Origin of the sequence: Hydrogenophaga pseudoflava (genome assembly GCF_031020795.1) — a bacterium.
GTDB classification, from domain to species: Bacteria; Pseudomonadota; Gammaproteobacteria; order Burkholderiales; family Burkholderiaceae_C; genus Hydrogenophaga; species Hydrogenophaga pseudoflava_A.
In genome coordinates this window covers 590,010-607,193 of sequence record NZ_JAVHJP010000001.1, presented here as the reverse complement: position 1 = coordinate 607,193, position 17,184 = coordinate 590,010, and the positions used below count along the sequence as shown (strand labels likewise).

General features: G+C 65.8%; 17 protein-coding genes. 10 read left to right on the top strand and 7 right to left on the bottom strand.

Annotated elements, in window-relative coordinates; translation table 11 throughout:
- Positions 1–28 precede the first annotated feature (28 nt).
- Entirely contained in the window at positions 29–700 is a 672-nt protein-coding gene (locus RCO38_RS02985; RefSeq protein WP_308326805.1) for a YceH family protein, read from the bottom strand.
- Positions 701–748: 48 nt separating this feature from the next.
- On the opposite strand from RCO38_RS02985, the gene purN reads away from it, so the two are divergent.
- On the top strand, positions 749–1,336 hold the full coding sequence (purN, locus tag RCO38_RS02980; protein WP_308326804.1) for a phosphoribosylglycinamide formyltransferase: 588 nt from the start codon (positions 749–751) through the stop codon (positions 1,334–1,336).
- Between the two features lie 10 nt (positions 1,337–1,346).
- On the opposite strand, the gene RCO38_RS02975 is transcribed toward purN, so the two are convergent.
- From RCO38_RS02975 to RCO38_RS02965, 3 genes are all read right to left on the bottom strand, one after another.
- Complete coding sequence (locus RCO38_RS02975) at positions 1,347–1,961, bottom strand: LysE family translocator (protein ID WP_308326803.1); 615 nt, start codon at positions 1,959–1,961, stop codon at positions 1,347–1,349.
- A 79-nt stretch (positions 1,962–2,040) separates the two neighbouring features.
- Entirely contained in the window at positions 2,041–2,865 is an 825-nt protein-coding gene (locus RCO38_RS02970) for a helix-turn-helix transcriptional regulator (RefSeq protein WP_308326802.1), read from the bottom strand.
- A complete protein-coding gene (locus RCO38_RS02965; RefSeq protein ID WP_308326801.1) occupies positions 2,862–4,481 on the bottom strand; it encodes a peptide chain release factor 3 in 1,620 nt (539 codons plus the stop codon). Before RCO38_RS02965 ends, RCO38_RS02970 begins: the two co-directional genes overlap by 4 nt.
- Positions 4,482–4,516: 35 nt before the next feature.
- Between RCO38_RS02965 and RCO38_RS02960 the strand changes: the two genes are divergently transcribed.
- The gene (locus RCO38_RS02960; RefSeq protein WP_308326800.1) at positions 4,517–5,782 is read left to right on the top strand and encodes an RsmB/NOP family class I SAM-dependent RNA methyltransferase; all 1,266 of its coding nucleotides are present in this window, start codon (positions 4,517–4,519) and stop codon (positions 5,780–5,782) included.
- A 137-nt stretch (positions 5,783–5,919) separates the two neighbouring features.
- A complete protein-coding gene (locus RCO38_RS02955) occupies positions 5,920–7,146 on the top strand; it encodes a DesA family fatty acid desaturase (protein WP_308326799.1) in 1,227 nt (408 codons plus the stop codon).
- Between the two features lie 105 nt (positions 7,147–7,251).
- Here the strand turns inward: RCO38_RS02955 and rpmG are convergent, their stop codons facing one another.
- The 3 genes from rpmG to trxB all read right to left on the bottom strand — a co-directional run bounded on the left by rpmG (position 7,252) and on the right by trxB (position 8,793).
- The gene (gene rpmG, locus RCO38_RS02950) at positions 7,252–7,422 is read right to left on the bottom strand and encodes a 50S ribosomal protein L33 (protein ID WP_056269543.1); all 171 of its coding nucleotides are present in this window, start codon (positions 7,420–7,422) and stop codon (positions 7,252–7,254) included.
- An 11-nt stretch (positions 7,423–7,433) separates the two neighbouring features.
- Positions 7,434–7,667 carry a 50S ribosomal protein L28 gene (gene rpmB / locus RCO38_RS02945; RefSeq protein WP_056269541.1) on the bottom strand — a complete coding sequence of 78 codons (234 nt, stop codon included), beginning with the start codon at positions 7,665–7,667 and terminating at the stop codon, positions 7,434–7,436.
- A gap of 178 nt (positions 7,668–7,845) precedes the next feature.
- The gene (gene trxB / locus RCO38_RS02940; RefSeq protein WP_308326798.1) at positions 7,846–8,793 is read right to left on the bottom strand and encodes a thioredoxin-disulfide reductase; all 948 of its coding nucleotides are present in this window, start codon (positions 8,791–8,793) and stop codon (positions 7,846–7,848) included.
- Between the two features lie 151 nt (positions 8,794–8,944).
- Here trxB and RCO38_RS02935 point away from each other — a divergent pair, with 151 nt between their 5' ends.
- The 7 genes from RCO38_RS02935 (at position 8,945) to RCO38_RS02905 (ending at position 17,173) form a co-directional block, all read left to right on the top strand.
- A complete protein-coding gene (locus tag RCO38_RS02935; protein ID WP_308326797.1) occupies positions 8,945–9,619 on the top strand; it encodes a Crp/Fnr family transcriptional regulator in 675 nt (224 codons plus the stop codon).
- 116 nt (positions 9,620–9,735) lie between these two features.
- Entirely contained in the window at positions 9,736–12,090 is a 2,355-nt protein-coding gene (locus RCO38_RS02930; protein ID WP_308326796.1) for a DNA translocase FtsK, read from the top strand.
- 45 nt (positions 12,091–12,135) lie between these two features.
- Positions 12,136–12,774: an outer membrane lipoprotein chaperone LolA gene (lolA, locus tag RCO38_RS02925; protein WP_308326795.1), complete on the top strand. Its 639-nt coding sequence runs from the start codon at positions 12,136–12,138 to the stop codon at positions 12,772–12,774.
- Positions 12,775–12,779: 5 nt separating this feature from the next.
- Positions 12,780–14,072: a replication-associated recombination protein A gene (locus RCO38_RS02920; RefSeq protein WP_308326794.1), complete on the top strand. Its 1,293-nt coding sequence runs from the start codon at positions 12,780–12,782 to the stop codon at positions 14,070–14,072.
- Positions 14,073–14,343: 271 nt separating this feature from the next.
- A complete protein-coding gene (locus RCO38_RS02915) occupies positions 14,344–15,273 on the top strand; it encodes a branched-chain amino acid ABC transporter permease (RefSeq protein ID WP_308326793.1) in 930 nt (309 codons plus the stop codon).
- Between the two features lie 15 nt (positions 15,274–15,288).
- Positions 15,289–16,386 carry a branched-chain amino acid ABC transporter permease gene (locus RCO38_RS02910; protein WP_308326792.1) on the top strand — a complete coding sequence of 366 codons (1,098 nt, stop codon included), beginning with the start codon at positions 15,289–15,291 and terminating at the stop codon, positions 16,384–16,386.
- Positions 16,387–16,402: 16 nt separating this feature from the next.
- Positions 16,403–17,173 carry an ABC transporter ATP-binding protein gene (locus RCO38_RS02905; protein ID WP_308326791.1) on the top strand — a complete coding sequence of 257 codons (771 nt, stop codon included), beginning with the start codon at positions 16,403–16,405 and terminating at the stop codon, positions 17,171–17,173.
- The last annotated feature ends 11 nt before the right edge of the window (positions 17,174–17,184 follow it).

The window sequence follows — 17,184 nt, the reverse complement described above, 5'->3', positions numbered from 1 at the left end:
TCCACGAAGTTTCGCACGACCGTTCGTTTTAGGGCTGTCCGGGCTGCGACAAACCCAGCTGCTCGTTAAGGTCGGCCAGCTGCGCCTGCAGGGTCGCGACCGAGGCTTCCAGGGCCGCCACGCGCATGGCCAGCGCGCTGTCGCCGGATGGGACTTCGGATGCAGCGGGGGCCGACGTGTCCACCGGCCCGCACAGCAGGTGCGCCCAGCGCTGCTCGCGTGCGCCCGGCGCACGCGGCAGCTTGACGACCAGCGGCCCACCTTTTTCTTCGGCGCGGTCCAGCATTTCTTCCAGGAAGGCCTCCACCGAGGCGATGTCCAGGAACTTGTACCAGCGGTCGGCGTTGATGCGCAGTTCACCTGCGGTCTGAGGGCCGCGCAGCATCAGCAGCCCGAGCAGGGTGGCCGACTGGTCGGGCACGCTGGCCGCGCGCGGGAAGTTGTGTTCGTAGCGCGGCACGCGCGAACCGCTGGACTCGATGACCATGCTGTAGTCGCGCAGCACGTCGAGGGCGTCGCCGATCTCGGCTTCGCTCAGCGTCATCACCGGCTCGCGTGCGGTTTTCTGGTTGCAGCCGCTGTGCAGGCTGTTGAGCGAAAGCGGGTAGCTGTCGGGCACGGTGCGCGCCTTTTCCATCAGGGTGGCGAGCACGCGGGCTTCGGCGGCAGAGAGCGGGCGGGTGCGGAAGTCGTGGGTCATTACACTTGGCGGCCCCATAGGGCGTTGAATCGGTCAGTACATCGGGTCGTGAACAAGAACATCGTCATTCTCATCTCAGGCGGCGGCTCCAACATGGCCACCATCGTGCAGGCGGCCCGAAAAGGCCGCTGGCGCGAGCGTTTTGGCGCGCAGGTGGCGGCCGTCATCAGCAACAAGGCGGAGGCCGGCGGCCTGGCCTGGGCCCGCGAACAGCACATCCCGACCGCCAGTTTCGATCACAAGGCCTACGCCTCGCGCGAGGCCTTCGATGCGGCCCTGATGGCTGAAATCGACCACTACCAGCCTGCGCTGGTGGTGCTGGCCGGCTTCATGCGCATCCTCACGCCCGGTTTCGTGCAGCATTACGAAGGCCGGCTGGTGAACATCCACCCCAGCCTGCTGCCGGCCTTCCCGGGCCTGCACACGCACCAGCGCGCCATCGACGCGGGCTGCAGGTTCGCCGGCTGCACCGTGCACCGCGTGACCGCCGAACTGGACCATGGCGAGTACCTGGACCAGGCGGTGGTGCCGGTGCTGCCGGGCGACACCGCCCAGACCCTCGCTGCCCGCGTGCTCACGCAGGAGCACCTGATCTATCCGCGGGTGGTCGAGCGCCTGCTGGCCTCCGGGGCCTGATCCACCGCGATCAGCGGCCACCCAGGGCCAGCTTGCCCGCCATGGCGGCGAACGCCAGCGCGAAGCCGCGGCGCAGCGCGTCCTGCACACGGGTCGAACCGGCCACGTGCTGGCGGAAGGCGTGGGCCGCCACGCCGTACAGCACAAACACGCCGAAGGTCATGGCCATGAACACCGTGCTCAGCGCGGTGAAACGGTGCATGGGCTCCGGGTCGGCGGGGTCCATGAACTGGGGCAGGAAGGCCATGAAGAACAGGGTGAGTTTGGGATTGAGCAGGTTCAGCAGCACGGCCTTGCCCACCAGCCGGGCTGGGTGGCTCGGCGAACTGGCCGCGCCAGGCTGGAACGACGAGCGGTCGCGCCAGGTCATCACTGCCAGGTAAAGCAGGTAGAGCACGCCTGCGATGCGCAGCGCCTGGAAGGCCAGCGCCCCTGCGTGCATCACCGCGGTCAGCCCCATGGCCGTGGCCGCCATGTGAGGCACGATGCCCAGCGTGCAGCCCAGCGCCGCCCAGGCACTGGCCACGCGGCCGCGGGACAGCCCGGTGGACACGGTGAAGAGCACGCCAGCACCCGGGGTGACCACCACCACAAGGGACGTGAGCAGGAATTCAAGGCTGATCATGGGCAGGCTCCGGAGGATGACAGGACCGCGTGGGTCGGTGGCCCCACTGTGTCCCGTCCAGGTCTGCCGGTCTTGAACGTTATTGCAAGGCGCCGGCCATGGTCCGGCGCCATTGCCCAGGTGTGAAACCGAAGTGGCGCACGAACTGCCGGTGCAGGTGGCTCTGGTCGGCAAACCCGCAGGCCACGGCCGCCTCGGCCAGCGGTGAGCCGGTGGCGATCAGGCGGCGAGCCTCGCGCAGGCGCTGCTGCTGCAGCCAGGCGAACGGCGGCAGGCCTTTCCAGCGCGCGAACTGCCTCACCAGCTGGAAGCGCGAGAGGCAGGCCAGACGGGCCAGCTGGTCGAGGTTCGGCGGGGCGTCGCGCTGGTCCAGCAGGCTGTCGCACACCCTGTCCAGCGCGGCCGGCGCCGGCATCTCCACGCGGCGGTTGCTGTGGTGCACGGCCAGCAGCCCGCAGACCTGGGTCAGCGCTTCCTCGCAGGCGGACGCGGTGGTGGCCGTGCCCTCGCCATCCGCCTCGTCCCAGCGCGCAAATAGACTCGCCATGGCCGTGCGGATGCGAGGGTCATCGAACGCCGGCCGCGTGAACTCGCGCGCTTCGCCGTCCACCAGCCGTGCCATGGCTGCGGCGGACACATGGACCATGCGCCAGCGCCGGGGCAGGCGCTGCAGCGGATGGCCGTCGTGCACCTCGCCGGGGTTGGACGTCACGATATGGCCGGGCAGTGCCTCGACCGTGCCGCGCCCGCTGGCCGAGCGGTGGCCACCCGCCTCCATCACGCCGAAGCCATAGCCGTCGTGCCAGTGGCGGCCGAAGCTGCGGCCACTGTGCAGCTCCTCGGCATGCACCCCATCGACGGGGCCGCGCCGGAGGCGGGCGTGGTGGTGGGGAGCAGGACTCACATCGACTTGTGGAACACCAGGCCCGCGTGCTCGCGCATCGCGTGGAACTTGATCTTGGGCCAGTTGGCCTCGACCGCGCGCAGCGTGGCCATGTGGTCCAGCAACACCGTGGGGGCGTCCACCGCGTCCAGGGCCACGCGGTGGGCGTTGGCGTCCATGAAGCGCTTGAGCTCCTGCTCGCCACCGTCTTCGGGCGCGCAGGTCACCCAGCGCGCCACGTTGTAGTTGCTGCCCATGATGCGGGCGCGCACGCCGTATTCGTGCTCCAGGCGGTGCGCCACCACCTCGAACTGCAGTTGACCGACGGCGCCCAGCAACAGCACCGTGCCGGCGATGGGGCGGAACACCTGGATCGCGCCCTCTTCACCCAACTGCGTCAGGCCGGCGCGCAGCTGCTTGGTCTTGAGCGGATCGGCCACTTCCACGCTGCGGATGATTTCCGGCGCAAAGAAGGGCAGGCCGGTGAACTGCAGGGCCTCGCCTTCCGTCAGCGTGTCGCCCAACTGCAGCACGCCGTGGTTCGGGATGCCGATGATGTCGCCGGCAAAGGCCTCGTCCAGCAGCTCGCGGCGCTGCGACAGGAAGCTCACCACGGTGTTCGGGCGCAGTTCCTTGCCGCTGCGCACCACCTTCAGGCGCATCCCACGCTCGAAGTGGCCGCTGGCGCAGCGCACGAAGGCGATGCGGTCGCGGTGCGCCGGGTCCATGTTGGCCTGGATCTTGAAAACCACGCCGCTGAACTTGGGCTCCGTCGGCTCCACCGTGCGCTGGATCGCGGCCTTGGCGCCGGGCTGCGGGGCCAGGTCCACCAGCGCGTCGAGCACCTCCCGCACGCCGAAGTTGTTGACTGCCGAGCCGAACAGCATGGGCGTCTGCGTGCCATTCAGGAAGGCGTCCTTGTCGAAGGCAGGCGAGGCGCCTTCGACCAGCTCCAGCTCATCCTTGGCGGTGCTCCATTCCATGCCGAAACGGCTGGCGCTCTCTGTGTTGTCGAGGCCGGCCAGCACTTCCTCATCACCGCCGCGGCGGTCTTCACCGGCGGCGAACACGCGCATCTGGTCCTCGCGGCGGTCGTACACGCCTCGGAAGGTCTTGCCCATGCCCACAGGCCAGGTGAAAGGCACGACGGTCATGCCCAGCTCCCGCTCGATCTCGTCCATCAGGTCCAGCGGGGCCTTGACCTCCCGGTCCATCTTGTTGACGAAGGTGAGGATGGGCGTGTTGCGCGCGCGGCAGACCTGCAGCAGGCGCCGGGTCTGCGGCTCCACGCCGTTGCCGGCGTCGATCACCATCAGCGCCGCGTCCACGGCGGTCAGCACGCGGTAGGTGTCTTCCGAGAAGTCCTGGTGGCCCGGGGTGTCCAGCAGGTTGATGACGCAGTCGCGGTACTCCATCTGCATCACCGACGAGGCCACGGAAATGCCGCGCTGCTTTTCGATTTCCATCCAGTCGGAGGTGGCGTGGCGCGCGGCCTTGCGCGCCTTGACCGAACCGGCGATGTTGATGGCACCCGAGAACAGCAGCAGTTTCTCGGTCAGGGTGGTCTTACCCGCGTCGGGGTGGGAAATGATGGCGAAGGTGCGGCGGCGCTGCACCTGTTGGGCGATGTCGGACATAACCCACGATTATCCCCGGTGGGACAATACCGGCCATGCACCCGAAAGCCCTCCTGGACGAAAGCGCCAGCCTGATCGAGAAAGTCTTCAAGTTCGACCACCCCGCCGATGCCGTGGTCGCGCGCCATTTCCGCGAGAACAAGTCGCTCGGCCCGCGTGAGCGCGCCACCTTGTCCGACACCGTGTTTGCCGTGCTGCGCGAACGGCTGAAATACGAGTGGCTGGCCCGCTCGGGCAGCGGCTCCAAGTGGCGGCGGCTGGCCATCCTGGGCTTTCCCGGAGAGCGCGACTTTCTCAAGAGCGCGCTGACCGACGCAGAAAAGGACTGGTGGGATGCCTGCGGAAAGGTGGGCGATGAACAGCTGCTGGCGCCGCATTGCCACAACCTGCCCGAGTGGCTGGCGCAGGCGCTGCGTGAGCAGGTCGGTGATGAGTTCGATGCCCTGGCCGACAGCCTGCTGCGCCCGGCACCGCTGGATTTGCGGGTGAACGCGCTCAAGCAGAAGCGCGATGTGGCGCTGGCCGGTATCCGCAGCGCCGGATGGGCGGCGCAGCCGACGCCCCACTCACCGCTGGGCATCCGGCTGGAAGGCAAGCCCAATCTGGCGCGGCTGCCCCTGTTCACCACGGGCGAGGTCGAGGTGCAGGACGAAGGCTCGCAGCTTCTGGCCCTGTTGCTCGGCGCCAAACGCGGGGAGATGGTGGCCGACTTCTGTGCAGGCGCCGGTGGCAAGACGCTGGCGATTGGCGCCTCCATGAAGAACACCGGCCGCCTCTATGCCTTCGATACCTCAGCCCACCGTCTCGATGCCATCAAGCCCAGGCTGGCGCGCAGCGGTCTGTCGAACGTGCATCCGGTCGCCATCGCCCATGAGCGCGACGAGCGCATCAAGCGGCTGGCCGGCAAGATGGACCGGGTGCTGGTCGATGCACCCTGTTCGGGTCTGGGCACCTTGCGCCGCAGCCCCGACCTGAAATGGCGCCAGACGCCCGAGACGGTGGCCGCGTTGAGCGAATTGCAGCAGCGCATCCTGGACAGCGCCGCCCGCCTGCTCAAGCCCGGTGGCCGGCTGGTCTACGCGACCTGCAGCTTGCTGCCCCAGGAGAACGAAGCCGTGGCGGCGGCCTTCGGTTCGGCGCACCCTGAGTTGGAGTCTCTGCCGGTGGCCGAACTGCTGGCCTCGGCCCAGGTCGAAGACGCGGCCTCTCTGTGCGGTCCGGAGGGTCGGCACATGCGGCTGTGGCCGCACCGGCATGGCACGGACGGCTTCTTTGCCGGGGCATGGCAGAAAAATGGCTGACACGGCGAGGCCTGATTTCACATGGTGGCGAACGACTTGGGAAATTGGACCCCCGCCGGTAAAATTGCGGGCTTTCCCGCCAGGCGCCCGCAGCGGGAACGCGATGTTGTTGCGCCGGGCGCGTACCTAGGAAATCAATGTTTTCTTCCGATCAAGGCCTCCTGTCCTCTCTCTGGGACGGGCTGATTCAGTTTCTGGCCTACGGCCTTTCGCAGGCCACCTGGTGGCAGGCCATCATCGCGGCACTCGTGATGACGCACATCACCATCGCCAGTGTCACGATCTACCTGCACCGCCACTCGGCCCACCGTTCGCTGGACCTGCACCCGATTGCGTCGCACTTCTTCCGGTTCTGGCTGTGGATGACCACCGGCATGGTCACCAAGGAGTGGACCGCGATCCACCGCAAGCACCATGCGAAGTGCGAGCACGAAGGCGATCCGCACAGCCCCGTGGTTTTCGGCATCAAGAAGGTGTTTTTCGAAGGCAGTGAGCTGTACCGCGCCGAGGCCAAGAACCAGGAAACCCTGGCCCGCTACGGCCACAACACCCCCGACGACTGGGTCGAGCGCCACCTCTACACGGGTCGCTCGCGGCTGGGCGTGAGCCTGATGCTGATCATCGACGTGGCGCTGTTCGGTGCACTCGGTCTGACGGTCTGGGCGATCCAGATGGCCTGGATTCCCATCACCGCCGCCGGCATCATCAACGGCATCGGGCACTGGTGGGGCTACCGCAACTTCGAGGCGGCGGATGCCAGCACCAACGTCTCGCCCTGGGGCATCATCATCGGCGGCGAAGAGCTGCACAACAACCACCACACCTACCCGACCTCGGCCAAACTGTCGGTCAAGCCCTATGAGTTCGACATCGGCTGGATGTACATCACCATCCTGAAGACATTCGGACTGGCTTCGGTGAAGAAGCTGCCGCCGAAGATGGCCTTCGGTGCGGTCAAGCCGGTGGCGGACGAAAAGACCCTGGAGGCGATCATCGCCAACCGCTACGAGGTCATGGCCGGTTATGCCCGTGAACTGCGTGTGGCCTGCCAGCGGGAAGTTGAAGCACTCAAGAGCCGCAGCGGCGATGTGTCCGCGCTGGAGGCCGCCCGCCGCTGGCTGCACCGCGACGACGACAAGGTGCCGGCAGCGGTGAAGCCCAAGCTGGCGCAGGCCCGCGCCGAGCACCCGGTGCTCGACAAGATGGTCACCATGCGGGAAGAATTGCGTTCACTCTGGACGGGCACGAACGCCACGCGTGAACAGCTGGCGGCCGATCTTCAGGCCTGGTGCCGTCGCGCCGAAGAGAGTGGCATTGCCGCCCTGCGCGATTTTTCGATCCAGCTGCGCTCGGCGCGCGCCTGACGGTATCGGACCGCCCGCGCCACGAGGTGAGGTGGTGCGGGCAACAAAAAAGCCGCTGTTTCCACAGCGGCTTTTTTGTTGGTTTGAACCGGAATCGGCGCTGAATTACTTCAGCTTGATTTCCTTGTAGTCCACGTGCTTGCGAGCCTTGGGATCAAATTTCTTGATCAGCATCTTCTCGGGCGTGGTCTTCTTGTTCTTGGTGGTGGTGTAGAAGTGACCGGTTCCAGCGGTGGATTCCAGCTTGATCTTCTCGCGTGCGCCTTTGGTTGCCATGTCGTGACTCCTTAAGCCTGGCCACGTGCGCGCAGGTCGGCGAGCACAGCGTCGATACCGTTCTTGTCGATCAGGCGCAGGGCAGCGCCCGACACGCGCAGACGAACCCAGCGGTTCTCGCTCTCGACCCAGAAACGGCGGTATTGCAGGTTCGGCAGGAACCGGCGCTTGGTTTTGTTGTTGGCGTGGGAAACGTTGTTCCCGACCATGGGCTTCTTGCCCGTGACGTCGCAGACGCGTGCCATGAGGACACTCCGATTACATCAAACGGCCGCTACCCGAGCGGTAGGGGCCTCACCTCGCCAGAAAAAGGGTGGCGGTAACCCTGAATTTGCAACGCACGGCCAGAAGGCCATTTGCAGCAAAGCCGAGCATTATAGCCCGAGGCGGCAGATCCGCCTACCTCCGGTCGTCGGCGCTGTGTCAGCCCTCGTGCTGTTCTAGGAAACGCTGCGCATCCAGCGCGGCCATGCACCCCGTGCCTGCACTGGTGATGGCCTGCCGGTACACATGGTCCTGCACGTCGCCAGCGGCGAACACGCCCGGAACGCTGGTCATCGTGGCCATGCCGTTGTTGCCGGACTGCGTGACGATGTAGCCGTCCTTCATGGTCAGCTGGTCTTTGAAGATCCCGGTGTTCGGGCTGTGTCCGATGGCGATGAAGCAGCCCTTGACGGCGACGTCCTCGGTGCTGCCGTCCTGCATGTTTTTCAGCCGCACACCGGTCACACCGCTGGCATCACCGAGCACCTCGTCGAGCACGCTGTGCAGCTTGAGTTCTATCTTGCCTTCCTTCACCTTGTCCATCAGCTTGTCGATCAAGATGGCCTCGGCCCGGAAGCTGTCGCGCCGGTGCACCAGCGTGACCTTGCTGGCGATGTTGGACAGGTACAGCGCCTCTTCGACGGCGGTGTTGCCGCCGCCCACCACGGCCACCTCCTGGCCTCGGTAGAAGAAGCCGTCGCAGGTGGCGCAGGCACTCACACCCTTGCCCATGAACGCCTCCTCGGAGGGCAGGCCCAGGTAGCGGGCCGATGCGCCGGTGGCAATGACCAGGGCGTCGCAGCTGTATTGGCCACTGTCGCCCGTGAGGACGAACGGGCGCTTGGACAGATCCACCGCGTTGATGTGGTCGAACACGATTTCGGTGTTGAAGCGCTCGGCATGCTCGAGAAAGCGCTGCATCAGATCCGGCCCCTGGACCCCGTGCACGTCCGCGGGCCAGTTGTCGACTTCGGTGGTGGTCATGAGCTGACCGCCCTGTGCAATGCCAGTGATCAGAACGGGGGCCAGGTTGGCGCGGGCTGCATAGACCGCCGCGGTGTATCCGGCGGGGCCAGACCCGAGAATAAGAACTTTCGTATGCTTCATTTCGACGGCCCCATCGATCTTCAGGGCAAGTGGTTTAGAGTCGGTGGGTGTGCTCAGGGACATGTGGTCCGGCGGTCACACCGCAGCGCTGAGGGTTGATCGGCATTGTATGAAACGCGCTTTGGGCGCATTCAACGCAAAGGTTTTAGACATGGCCATCCTGTCCAATCTGGATCTGATCCGTCGGGTTCCCCTGTTCTCGACGCTCACGCAGGCCCAGGCCGAATCCGTGGCCGAGGCCGTGGTCAAGCGGCGCTACAAGCGCGGAGAGGTGATCGTCGAGCAGGGCAAGAAGTCGAACTTTCTGGCGATCGTGCTCACCGGGCGCGCCCGGGTGGTCACCACCGACTCCAGGGGGCGGGAGGTGATCCTGGCGACCATGAACCCGGGGGACTATGTGGGCGAGATGAGTCTGATCGACAACCAGCCCCATTCGGCCACGGTGCGCGCCGAAGTGCAGACCGATGTGCTGATCCTGGGGCGGGTGGAGTTTGCGCGTTGCCTGCCCGAGAACACGTCCATGGCCTACGCCGTGATGAAGGGCCTGGTGCTTCGCCTGCGGCACGCCGATCGCAAGATCGAGTCCCTGGCGCTGATGGATGTGTACGGGCGTGTGGCCAGGGCCTTGCTCGAATTTGCAGTGCCCGACAAGGACGGGCGGCTGGTCATCCGCGAGCGGGTCTCGCGCCAGGACGTGGCCAAGATGATCGGTGCCTCGCGTGAAATGGTCAGCCGGGTGATGAAGGATCTGGAGGACCGGGGCTTCATCGAGGTCGATGAAGACGGCAGCACCATCATCAAGGAACGTCTGACCTCGCTGGGTTGATCCGGCCATCGTCTCCCCTTGTCCGTCGGCTGACGACTGGTCACATTCCGGGTCCGGCATCACCCGGATCGTGTGCCCCCTTGCGGTAAGCTCGTTGCCGCAATTTGGCGAGGTTTATGACGTATTCCATCAACACGCTCAACGCCGACCGGACGAATCCGCCTGCGAGTGGCGTTTCCCGGTTTGCCCACGAGCTGGCCCTGGTGCTGGGAGCGGCACTGCTCTGTTTCTGGCTGATCGCGCTGCTCAGCCACAGCCTGGGCGATCCGGCTTGGAGCACCACTGGCAATGAGGGTGAGCTCCGCAACTGGGGCGGGCAACTGGGCGCCTGGCTTTCTGACGCGAGCTATTACCTGTTCGGCTTCTCCGTCTGGTGGCTGTTGCTGGCGGGATGGCGGGTGTGGTTGTCGGCCCTCGCCAATCGTTTGCGCGGGCCGGGAGCGGAGCGTGGCGAATCAGGCGACGCCGAGGAGGCCACCTTCTGGCAAAAAGCCGCCGTCCAGCGCGCCCTCTACGGGCTTTCTCTGGTGGCACTGATGGTCGGCAGCGCCTTGCTCGAATGGAGCCGCCTGTACCGGTTCGAAACCCTGCTCCCGGGACACGGCGGCGGTGTGCTGGGTCATCTGCTGGGTCCGTGGGGAGTCCGCTGGCTAGGGTTCACCGGCTCGGCTCTGGCTGCGCTGGCCCTGATCGTCTTGACCACGCCCAGGGTGTTCCAGTTTTCCTGGGGCCACTGGGCGGAGCGCCTGGGCGCCCAGTTCGACGAGTGGTTCCAGTCCCGGCGCGAAAAGCGCGAGGCGGTGGAGGACCAGCGCATCGGCGAACAGGCGGCTCGAGAGCGCGAGGTGGTGGTGCAGGTCGAGCGTGATGTGATCGAGGAGCAGCACCCGACGCCGGTGGTGATCGAGCCGGCGCGGGTCGAAGTGCCCAAGAGCGAGCGCGTGGCCAAGGAGCGCCAGAAGCCCTTGTTCACCGAGATGCCCGACAGCAAGCTGCCGCAGGTCGACCTGCTGGACAGCGCGCCGTCGCACCAGCAGGGCGTGGACGCCCAGACGCTGGAGATGACCAGCCGCCTGATCGAGAAGAAGCTCAAGGACTTCGGCGTGGAGGTGCGGGTGGTGGCCGCGGCGCCCGGCCCGGTGATCACGCGCTATGAGATCGAACCAGCCACGGGGGTGAAGGGGTCGCAGATCGTCAACCTGAGCCGCGATCTGGCGCGCTCGCTGTCCCTGGTGTCGATCCGCGTGATCGAGACCATTCCGGGAAAGAACCTGATGGCGCTGGAACTGCCCAACGCCAAGCGCCAGACCATCAAGCTCAGCGAGATCCTGGGTTCGCAGGTCTACCACGAGGCCAAGAGCCTGCTGACGATGGGGCTGGGCAAAGACATCGCCGGCCTGCCGGTGGTGGCCGACCTGGCCAAGATGCCGCACTGCCTGGTCGCCGGAACCACCGGCTCGGGCAAGTCGGTGGGCATCAACGCCATGATCCTGTCGCTGCTCTACAAGGCCGACGCCAAGGACGTGCGCCTGCTGCTGATCGACCCGAAGATGCTGGAACTGAGCGTCTACGAAGGCATTCCGCACTTGCTGTGTCCGGTGGTGACCGACATGAAACAGGCGGCCAACGGTCTGAACTGGTGCGTGGCGGAGATGGAGAAGCGCTACAAGCTCATGAGCAAGCTGGGCGTGCGCAACCTGGCCGGTTTCAACGCCAAGATCGACGAGGCCAAGGCGCGCGGCGAACACATCGGAAACCCCTTCAGCCTGACGCCCGAGCAGCCCGAGCCGCTGGAGCGGCTGCCGCACATCGTGGTGGTGATCGACGAACTGGCCGACCTGATGATGGTGGTGGGCAAGAAGATCGAGGAGCTGATCGCCCGGCTGGCGCAGAAGGCGCGCGCCGCGGGCATCCACCTGATCCTGGCGACGCAGCGGCCCAGCGTGGACGTGATCACCGGCCTGATCAAGGCCAACATCCCGACCCGCATCTCGTTCCAGGTCAGCAGCAAGATCGACAGCCGCACCATCCTGGACCAGATGGGCGCCGAGAGCCTGCTGGGCATGGGCGACATGCTCTACATGCCCTCGGGCACGGGCTTTCCGATCCGGGTGCACGGCGCCTTTGTGAGCGACGACGAGGTGCACCGTGTGGCTTCGTATCTCAAGGAGCAGTACGGTGAGCCCAACTACATCGACGGTGTGCTGGAGTCCATTGCAGGTGACGGTGAAGGTGGCGACATCTTTGGCGATGGGGGAGGTGAAGGCGGCGAGAAGGACCCGCTGTACGACCAGGCCGTGGCCATCGTGCTTCAGGACCGCAAGGCCAGCATCTCGTATGTGCAGCGCAAGCTCAAGATCGGCTACAACCGCGCGGCCCGCCTGCTCGAAGACATGGAAAACGCCGGCTTGGTGAGTGCGCTCACCTCCAGCGGCCAGCGCGACATCCTGGTGGCGCCGCGTGGCGACTGACGGTCGCCCGGAAACCTTTGTGGAGCTGCGGGCTCCCATACGTTCATGAACCACAGAACCTTTTTTGCCATCGTGCTGTCTCTTGCCGCGTCGGTCGTCCATGCCGACGGTCTGCAGGATCTCGAATCGTTTCTGCGCGAGGTGAAGAGTGCGCAGGCCAACTTCACCCAGGTCGTGACCTCGCCCAAGCGCGAGGGCGAAGCCACAGCGCGCAGCAAGACGTCCAGCGGCCGTTTCGAGTTCCAGCGCCCGGGGCGATTCCGCTTCGAGTACACCAAGCCGTTCGAGCAGACCATCGTGGCCGACGGCCAGACCCTGTGGCTGTACGACGTGGATCTCAACCAGGTCACTGCGCGCAAGCAGCAGGACGCACTGGGCAGCACCCCCGCCGCGCTGATCGCCTCGGGCACCGACCTCAAGGGTCTTTCCGATGCGTTCGAGCTCAAGGCGGGCGCGGCCCGGGACGGCATGGAATGGGTCGACGCACAGCCCAAGGCGAAGGACGGGCAGTTGCAGGGCGTGAAGGTCGGATTCCGGCAGGGGCAATTGGCGGTGCTGGAGATCATTGACGGACTCGGCCAGCGCTCGGTCCTGAGCTTTGCGCAGTGGCAGGGCAATGTGGCGATCAAGCCCGAGCGCTTTCGCTTCCAGCCGCCCGCCGGCGCCGACGTCATCCGTCCCTGAACCGCGTGGTCACCGCTGCCGCCCACCAACCGCTGGCTGAGCGCCTGCGACCGCGCACGCTGGGCGAGGTGATCGGCCAGCAGCACCTGCTGGGTGAGGGCATGGCGCTGCGCCTGGCTTTCGAGTCCGGCCAGCCGCACAGCTGCATCCTCTGGGGGCCGCCGGGTGTGGGCAAAACCACCATCGCGCGACTGATGGCCGATGCCTTCGACGCCCAGTTCATCACCATCAGTGCGGTGCTGGGCGGAGTCAAGGACATCCGCGAGGCGGTGGAGCGGGCCGAGGCCGTCCGCGATGGTCTGCACGCGCAGCGCACCATCGTCTTTGTCGACGAGGTGCACCGTTTCAACAAAAGCCAGCAGGACGCCTTCCTGCCGCACGTGGAAAGCGGGCTGTTCACCTTCATCGGCGCCACCACCGAGAACCCCTCGTTCGAGGTCAATTCCGCCTTGCTGTCCCGTGCGGCGGTGTACGTGCTGCAGCCGCTGGGCGAGGACGATCTGCGCCAGTTGGTGACACGTGCGCAGGGCATTGGTGCGGTGCCCGCCATCGAGAAAGCCGCTGAAGACCGGCTGATCGCCTATGCCGACGGCGATGCGCGGCGCCTGCTCAACACGCTGGAGACCCTGGCGGTGGCCGCCCAGCGTGAAAAACTGGAACAGGTGACCGATGCCTGGCTGCTGCGCGTGCTGGGTGAGCGCATGCGCCGCTACGACAAGGGCGGCGAGCAGTTCTACGACACCATCAGTGCCCTGCACAAAAGCGTGCGCGGCTCCGACCCCGATGCGGCGCTGTACTGGTTCGTGCGCATGCTCGACGGTGGTGCGGACCCGCGCTACATGGCGCGGCGGCTGATCCGCATGGCGGCGGAAGACATCGGCCTGGCGGACCCGCGCGCGCTTCGGCTGGCGCTGGACGCCGCCGAGGTCTATGAACGCCTGGGCAGCCCGGAGGGCGAGCTGGCACTGGCCGAATGCGTGATCTATCTGGCGGTGGCGCCCAAGTCGAATGCGGTCTACAAGGCCTTCAACGAGGCCAGGGCCTTTGTCAAGAAAGACGGCAGCCGCCCGGTGCCCATGCACCTGCGCAATGCACCTACCAAGCTGATGAAGGCGCTCGACTACGGCAAGGGCTACCGCTATGCGCACGACGAGGCGGGAGGTTTTGCGGCCGGTGAGACCTATCTGCCCGAAGGCATGGCCGGTACGCAGTTCTACCGGCCGGTCGACCGGGGGCTGGAAATCCGCATCGGCGATAAGTTGCGCGAGCTCAAGCGGCTCAATGATCAAAAAGACTAATGAAGGGTCTGATGCGCTGATGCAGCGCATTCCGGGGGTGAAAACCGAGGGAAAACCCGCGCGGAATCAGGGCTCGCCCTCATCGGGTGCAAGGTGACCCTTGGCTACAATCCGCCTCCAACCCGCCGTCTGCCCTGTTTCAAGGTCTGGCCTGGCGGGTTTTTTGCTAAGTTGAAGCGGGTCTGAACACGGGGCCCCGCGCCGCACAACGGCGCGGGATCGGATTTCCCGGTCTGGTGTCCCGGCCTGTCAAAAACACGGAGAAAACTTCATGGACGTCTTGCTGCAGCAGATCATCAACGGTCTGGTCCTGGGCAGTATGTATGCGCTGGTGGCGCTCGGGTACACCATGGTGTACGGCATCATCGGTCTTATCAACTTCGCGCACGGTGACGTGCTCATGGTCGGGGCGCTGACCAGCTGGACCATCATCCGCATGATGATCGACAGTTCGGTCGGCATGCCCGGCTGGCTGGTGTTGCTGGTGGCCACGCTCATCGCCATGGTGGTGTGCGCGGCGCTCAATTTCACCATCGAGAAACTCGCCTACCGGCCGCTGCGCAACTCGCCCCGGCTGGCGCCGCTGATCACCGCCATCGGCATGTCGCTGCTGTTGCAGACTTTCGCGATGATCATCTGGGAACCCAACCCGAAGGCCTATCCGGCGACGCTCTCGCGTGAGCCGATCGAGTTTGCCGGCGCGGTGATCTCGGTCACGCAGATCGTCATTCTGGCCGCCACGGCCATCACGCTGGCCTTCCTGATGTGGCTGGTGAACAAGACCAACCTGGGCCGCGCGATGCGGGCCACCGCCGAGAACCCGCGGGTCGCGGCGCTGATGGGCATCAAGCCCGATGTGGTCATCTCCGCCACCTTCATCATCGGTGCCATGCTGGCCGCCATCGCCGGCGTGATGTGGGCTTCCAACTACGGCACCGTGCAGCACGCGATGGGCTTCATGCCCGGCCTCAAGGCCTTTGTGGCGGCGGTCATGGGCGGCATCGGCAACCTCGCCGGTGCTGTGGTCGGTGGTGTCGCACTGGGCCTGATCGAGTCGCTGGGCGCCGGTTACCTGGGCCAGCTCACGGGTGGCGTGCTGGGCAGCCAGTACGTCGACATCTTCGCCTTCATCGTGCTGGCCCTGGTGCTCACGCTGCGCCCCTCGGGTCTGCTGGGCGAGCGCGTGGCCGACCGCGCCTGATACGGGAGAACCATCATGACGAAGACCAATCCCGGCAAGCTCGCGGTCTGGGCCCTGGCCGCCATTGCGCTGTTTGCGCTGCCCCTGCTGCTGCAGGCCACTGGCAGCAACTCCTGGGTTCGCATCGTGGACCTGGCGCTGCTCTATGTGCTGCTGGCCCTCGGCCTCAACATCGTGGTCGGTTACGCCGGCCTGCTGGACCTGGGCTACATCGCGTTTTTCGCTGTCGGTGCCTATCTGTACGGCCTGCTCGCCTCGCCGCACCTGATCGACACGTTCCCGGCCATCAAGGCCATGTTCCCCAACGGCCTGCATCTCAACATCTGGCTGGTGATGATCCTGGCAGCCGTCGTGGCCGGGGTCGTCGGCATGCTGCTCGGTGCGCCGACCCTGAAGCTGCGCGGCGACTACCTGGCGATCATCACGCTGGGCTTCGGCGAGATCATCCGCATCTTCATGCTCAACCTGGACCGTCCGGTGAACATCACCAACGGGCCCAAAGGCATCGCGCAGATCGATCCGATCACGGTGTTCGGCTTCAACATGGGGCAGCGGCACACGCTGGCCATCGGCGACTGGAGCTACACCATCCAGCCGGTGACGCTCTATTACTACCTGTTCCTGTTCTTCGTGATCCTGTCGATCGTCCTGTCCTACCGCCTGCAGGACTCCCGTGTCGGCCGCGCCTGGATGGCCATCCGCGAAGACGAAATCGCCGCCAAGGCCATGGGCCTGAACACGCGCAACCTCAAGCTGCTGGCCTTCGGCATGGGCGCCACCTTCGGCGGCATGTCCGGCGTGCTGTTCTCGTCCTTCCAGCGCTTCGTCTCGCCCGAGTCCTTCTCGCTGATGGAGTCGGTGATGGTGGTGGCGATGGTCGTGGTGGGTGGCATCGGCCACATCCCGGGCGTGATCCTGGGCGCCCTGCTTCTGGCCGGTCTGCCCGAAGTGCTGCGCCATGTGGCGGGCCCGCTGACCGAACTGACCGGTGGCCGACTGGGCCCCGAGATCCTGCGTCAGCTGCTAATCGCGCTGGCCATGGTGGTGGTGATGCTGTTGCGTCCGAAGGGACTCTGGCCTGCGCCCGAACACGGCAAGTCGTTGGCCAAGTGAGCGAAAGGACACGAACATGAGCGAAACCATTCTCAAAGTCGCCAACGTCTCCAAGCGCTTTGGCGGCCTGCAGGCCCTCAGCGATGTGGGTCTCACCATCCAGCGTGGGCAGGTCTATGGCCTGATCGGCCCCAACGGCGCCGGCAAGACCACCTTCTTCAACGTGCTGACCGGTCTCTACACGCCCGACAGCGGTACCTTCGAGCTGGCTGGCAAGCCCTACACGCCGACGGCCGTGCACGAAGTGGCCAAGGCGGGCATTGCGCGCACCTTCCAGAACATCCGCCTGTTCGCCGAAATGACGGCGCTGGAGAACGTGATGGTCGGGCGCCATGTGCGCACCCACTCGGGCATCCTGGGCGCCGTGCTGCGGACCTCGGGGTTCAAGAAGGAAGAGGCCGAGATCACCGCACGCGCCAGGGAACTGCTTGACTACGTGGGCATCGGCAAGCTGGCCGACTACAAGTCGCGCACCCTGAGCTACGGCGACCAGCGCCGGCTGGAGATTGCACGAGCGCTGGCCACCGACCCGCAACTGATTGCGCTGGACGAGCCGGCCGCTGGCATGAACGCCACCGAGAAGGTGCAGCTGCGCGAACTGATCGACCGCATCCGCAACGACAACCGCACCATCCTGCTGATCGAGCACGACGTGAAGCTGGTGATGGGCCTGTGTGACCGCGTGACCGTGCTGGACTACGGCAAACAGCTTTCGTCCGGCACCCCGGCCGAAGTGCAGAGCGATCCCAAGGTGATCGAGGCGTATCTGGGCACCGGTGGCCACTGAAAGAGAGAGCG

What these genes read in the sequence shown, in the direction of transcription:
- RCO38_RS02985 (WP_308326805.1), bottom strand. Translation starts at nt 700, where the DNA reads ATGACCCACGACTTCCGCACCCGCCCGCTCTCTGCCGCCGAAGCCCGC.
- RCO38_RS02975 (WP_308326803.1), bottom strand. Translation starts at nt 1,961, where the DNA reads ATGATCAGCCTTGAATTCCTGCTCACGTCCCTTGTGGTGGTGGTCACC.
- RCO38_RS02965 (WP_308326801.1), bottom strand. Translation starts at nt 4,481, where the DNA reads ATGTCCGACATCGCCCAACAGGTGCAGCGCCGCCGCACCTTCGCCATC.
- RCO38_RS02960 (WP_308326800.1), top strand. Translation starts at nt 4,517, where the DNA reads ATGCACCCGAAAGCCCTCCTGGACGAAAGCGCCAGCCTGATCGAGAAA.
- RCO38_RS02955 (WP_308326799.1), top strand. Translation starts at nt 5,920, where the DNA reads ATGTTTTCTTCCGATCAAGGCCTCCTGTCCTCTCTCTGGGACGGGCTG.
- rpmG (WP_056269543.1), bottom strand. Translation starts at nt 7,422, where the DNA reads ATGGCAACCAAAGGCGCACGCGAGAAGATCAAGCTGGAATCCACCGCT.
- rpmB (WP_056269541.1), bottom strand. Translation starts at nt 7,667, where the DNA reads ATGGCACGCGTCTGCGACGTCACGGGCAAGAAGCCCATGGTCGGGAAC.
- trxB (WP_308326798.1), bottom strand. Translation starts at nt 8,793, where the DNA reads ATGAAGCATACGAAAGTTCTTATTCTCGGGTCTGGCCCCGCCGGATAC.
- RCO38_RS02935 (WP_308326797.1), top strand. Translation starts at nt 8,945, where the DNA reads ATGGCCATCCTGTCCAATCTGGATCTGATCCGTCGGGTTCCCCTGTTC.
- RCO38_RS02930 (WP_308326796.1), top strand. Translation starts at nt 9,736, where the DNA reads ATGACGTATTCCATCAACACGCTCAACGCCGACCGGACGAATCCGCCT.
- lolA (WP_308326795.1), top strand. Translation starts at nt 12,136, where the DNA reads ATGAACCACAGAACCTTTTTTGCCATCGTGCTGTCTCTTGCCGCGTCG.
- RCO38_RS02915 (WP_308326793.1), top strand. Translation starts at nt 14,344, where the DNA reads ATGGACGTCTTGCTGCAGCAGATCATCAACGGTCTGGTCCTGGGCAGT.
- RCO38_RS02910 (WP_308326792.1), top strand. Translation starts at nt 15,289, where the DNA reads ATGACGAAGACCAATCCCGGCAAGCTCGCGGTCTGGGCCCTGGCCGCC.
- RCO38_RS02905 (WP_308326791.1), top strand. Translation starts at nt 16,403, where the DNA reads ATGAGCGAAACCATTCTCAAAGTCGCCAACGTCTCCAAGCGCTTTGGC.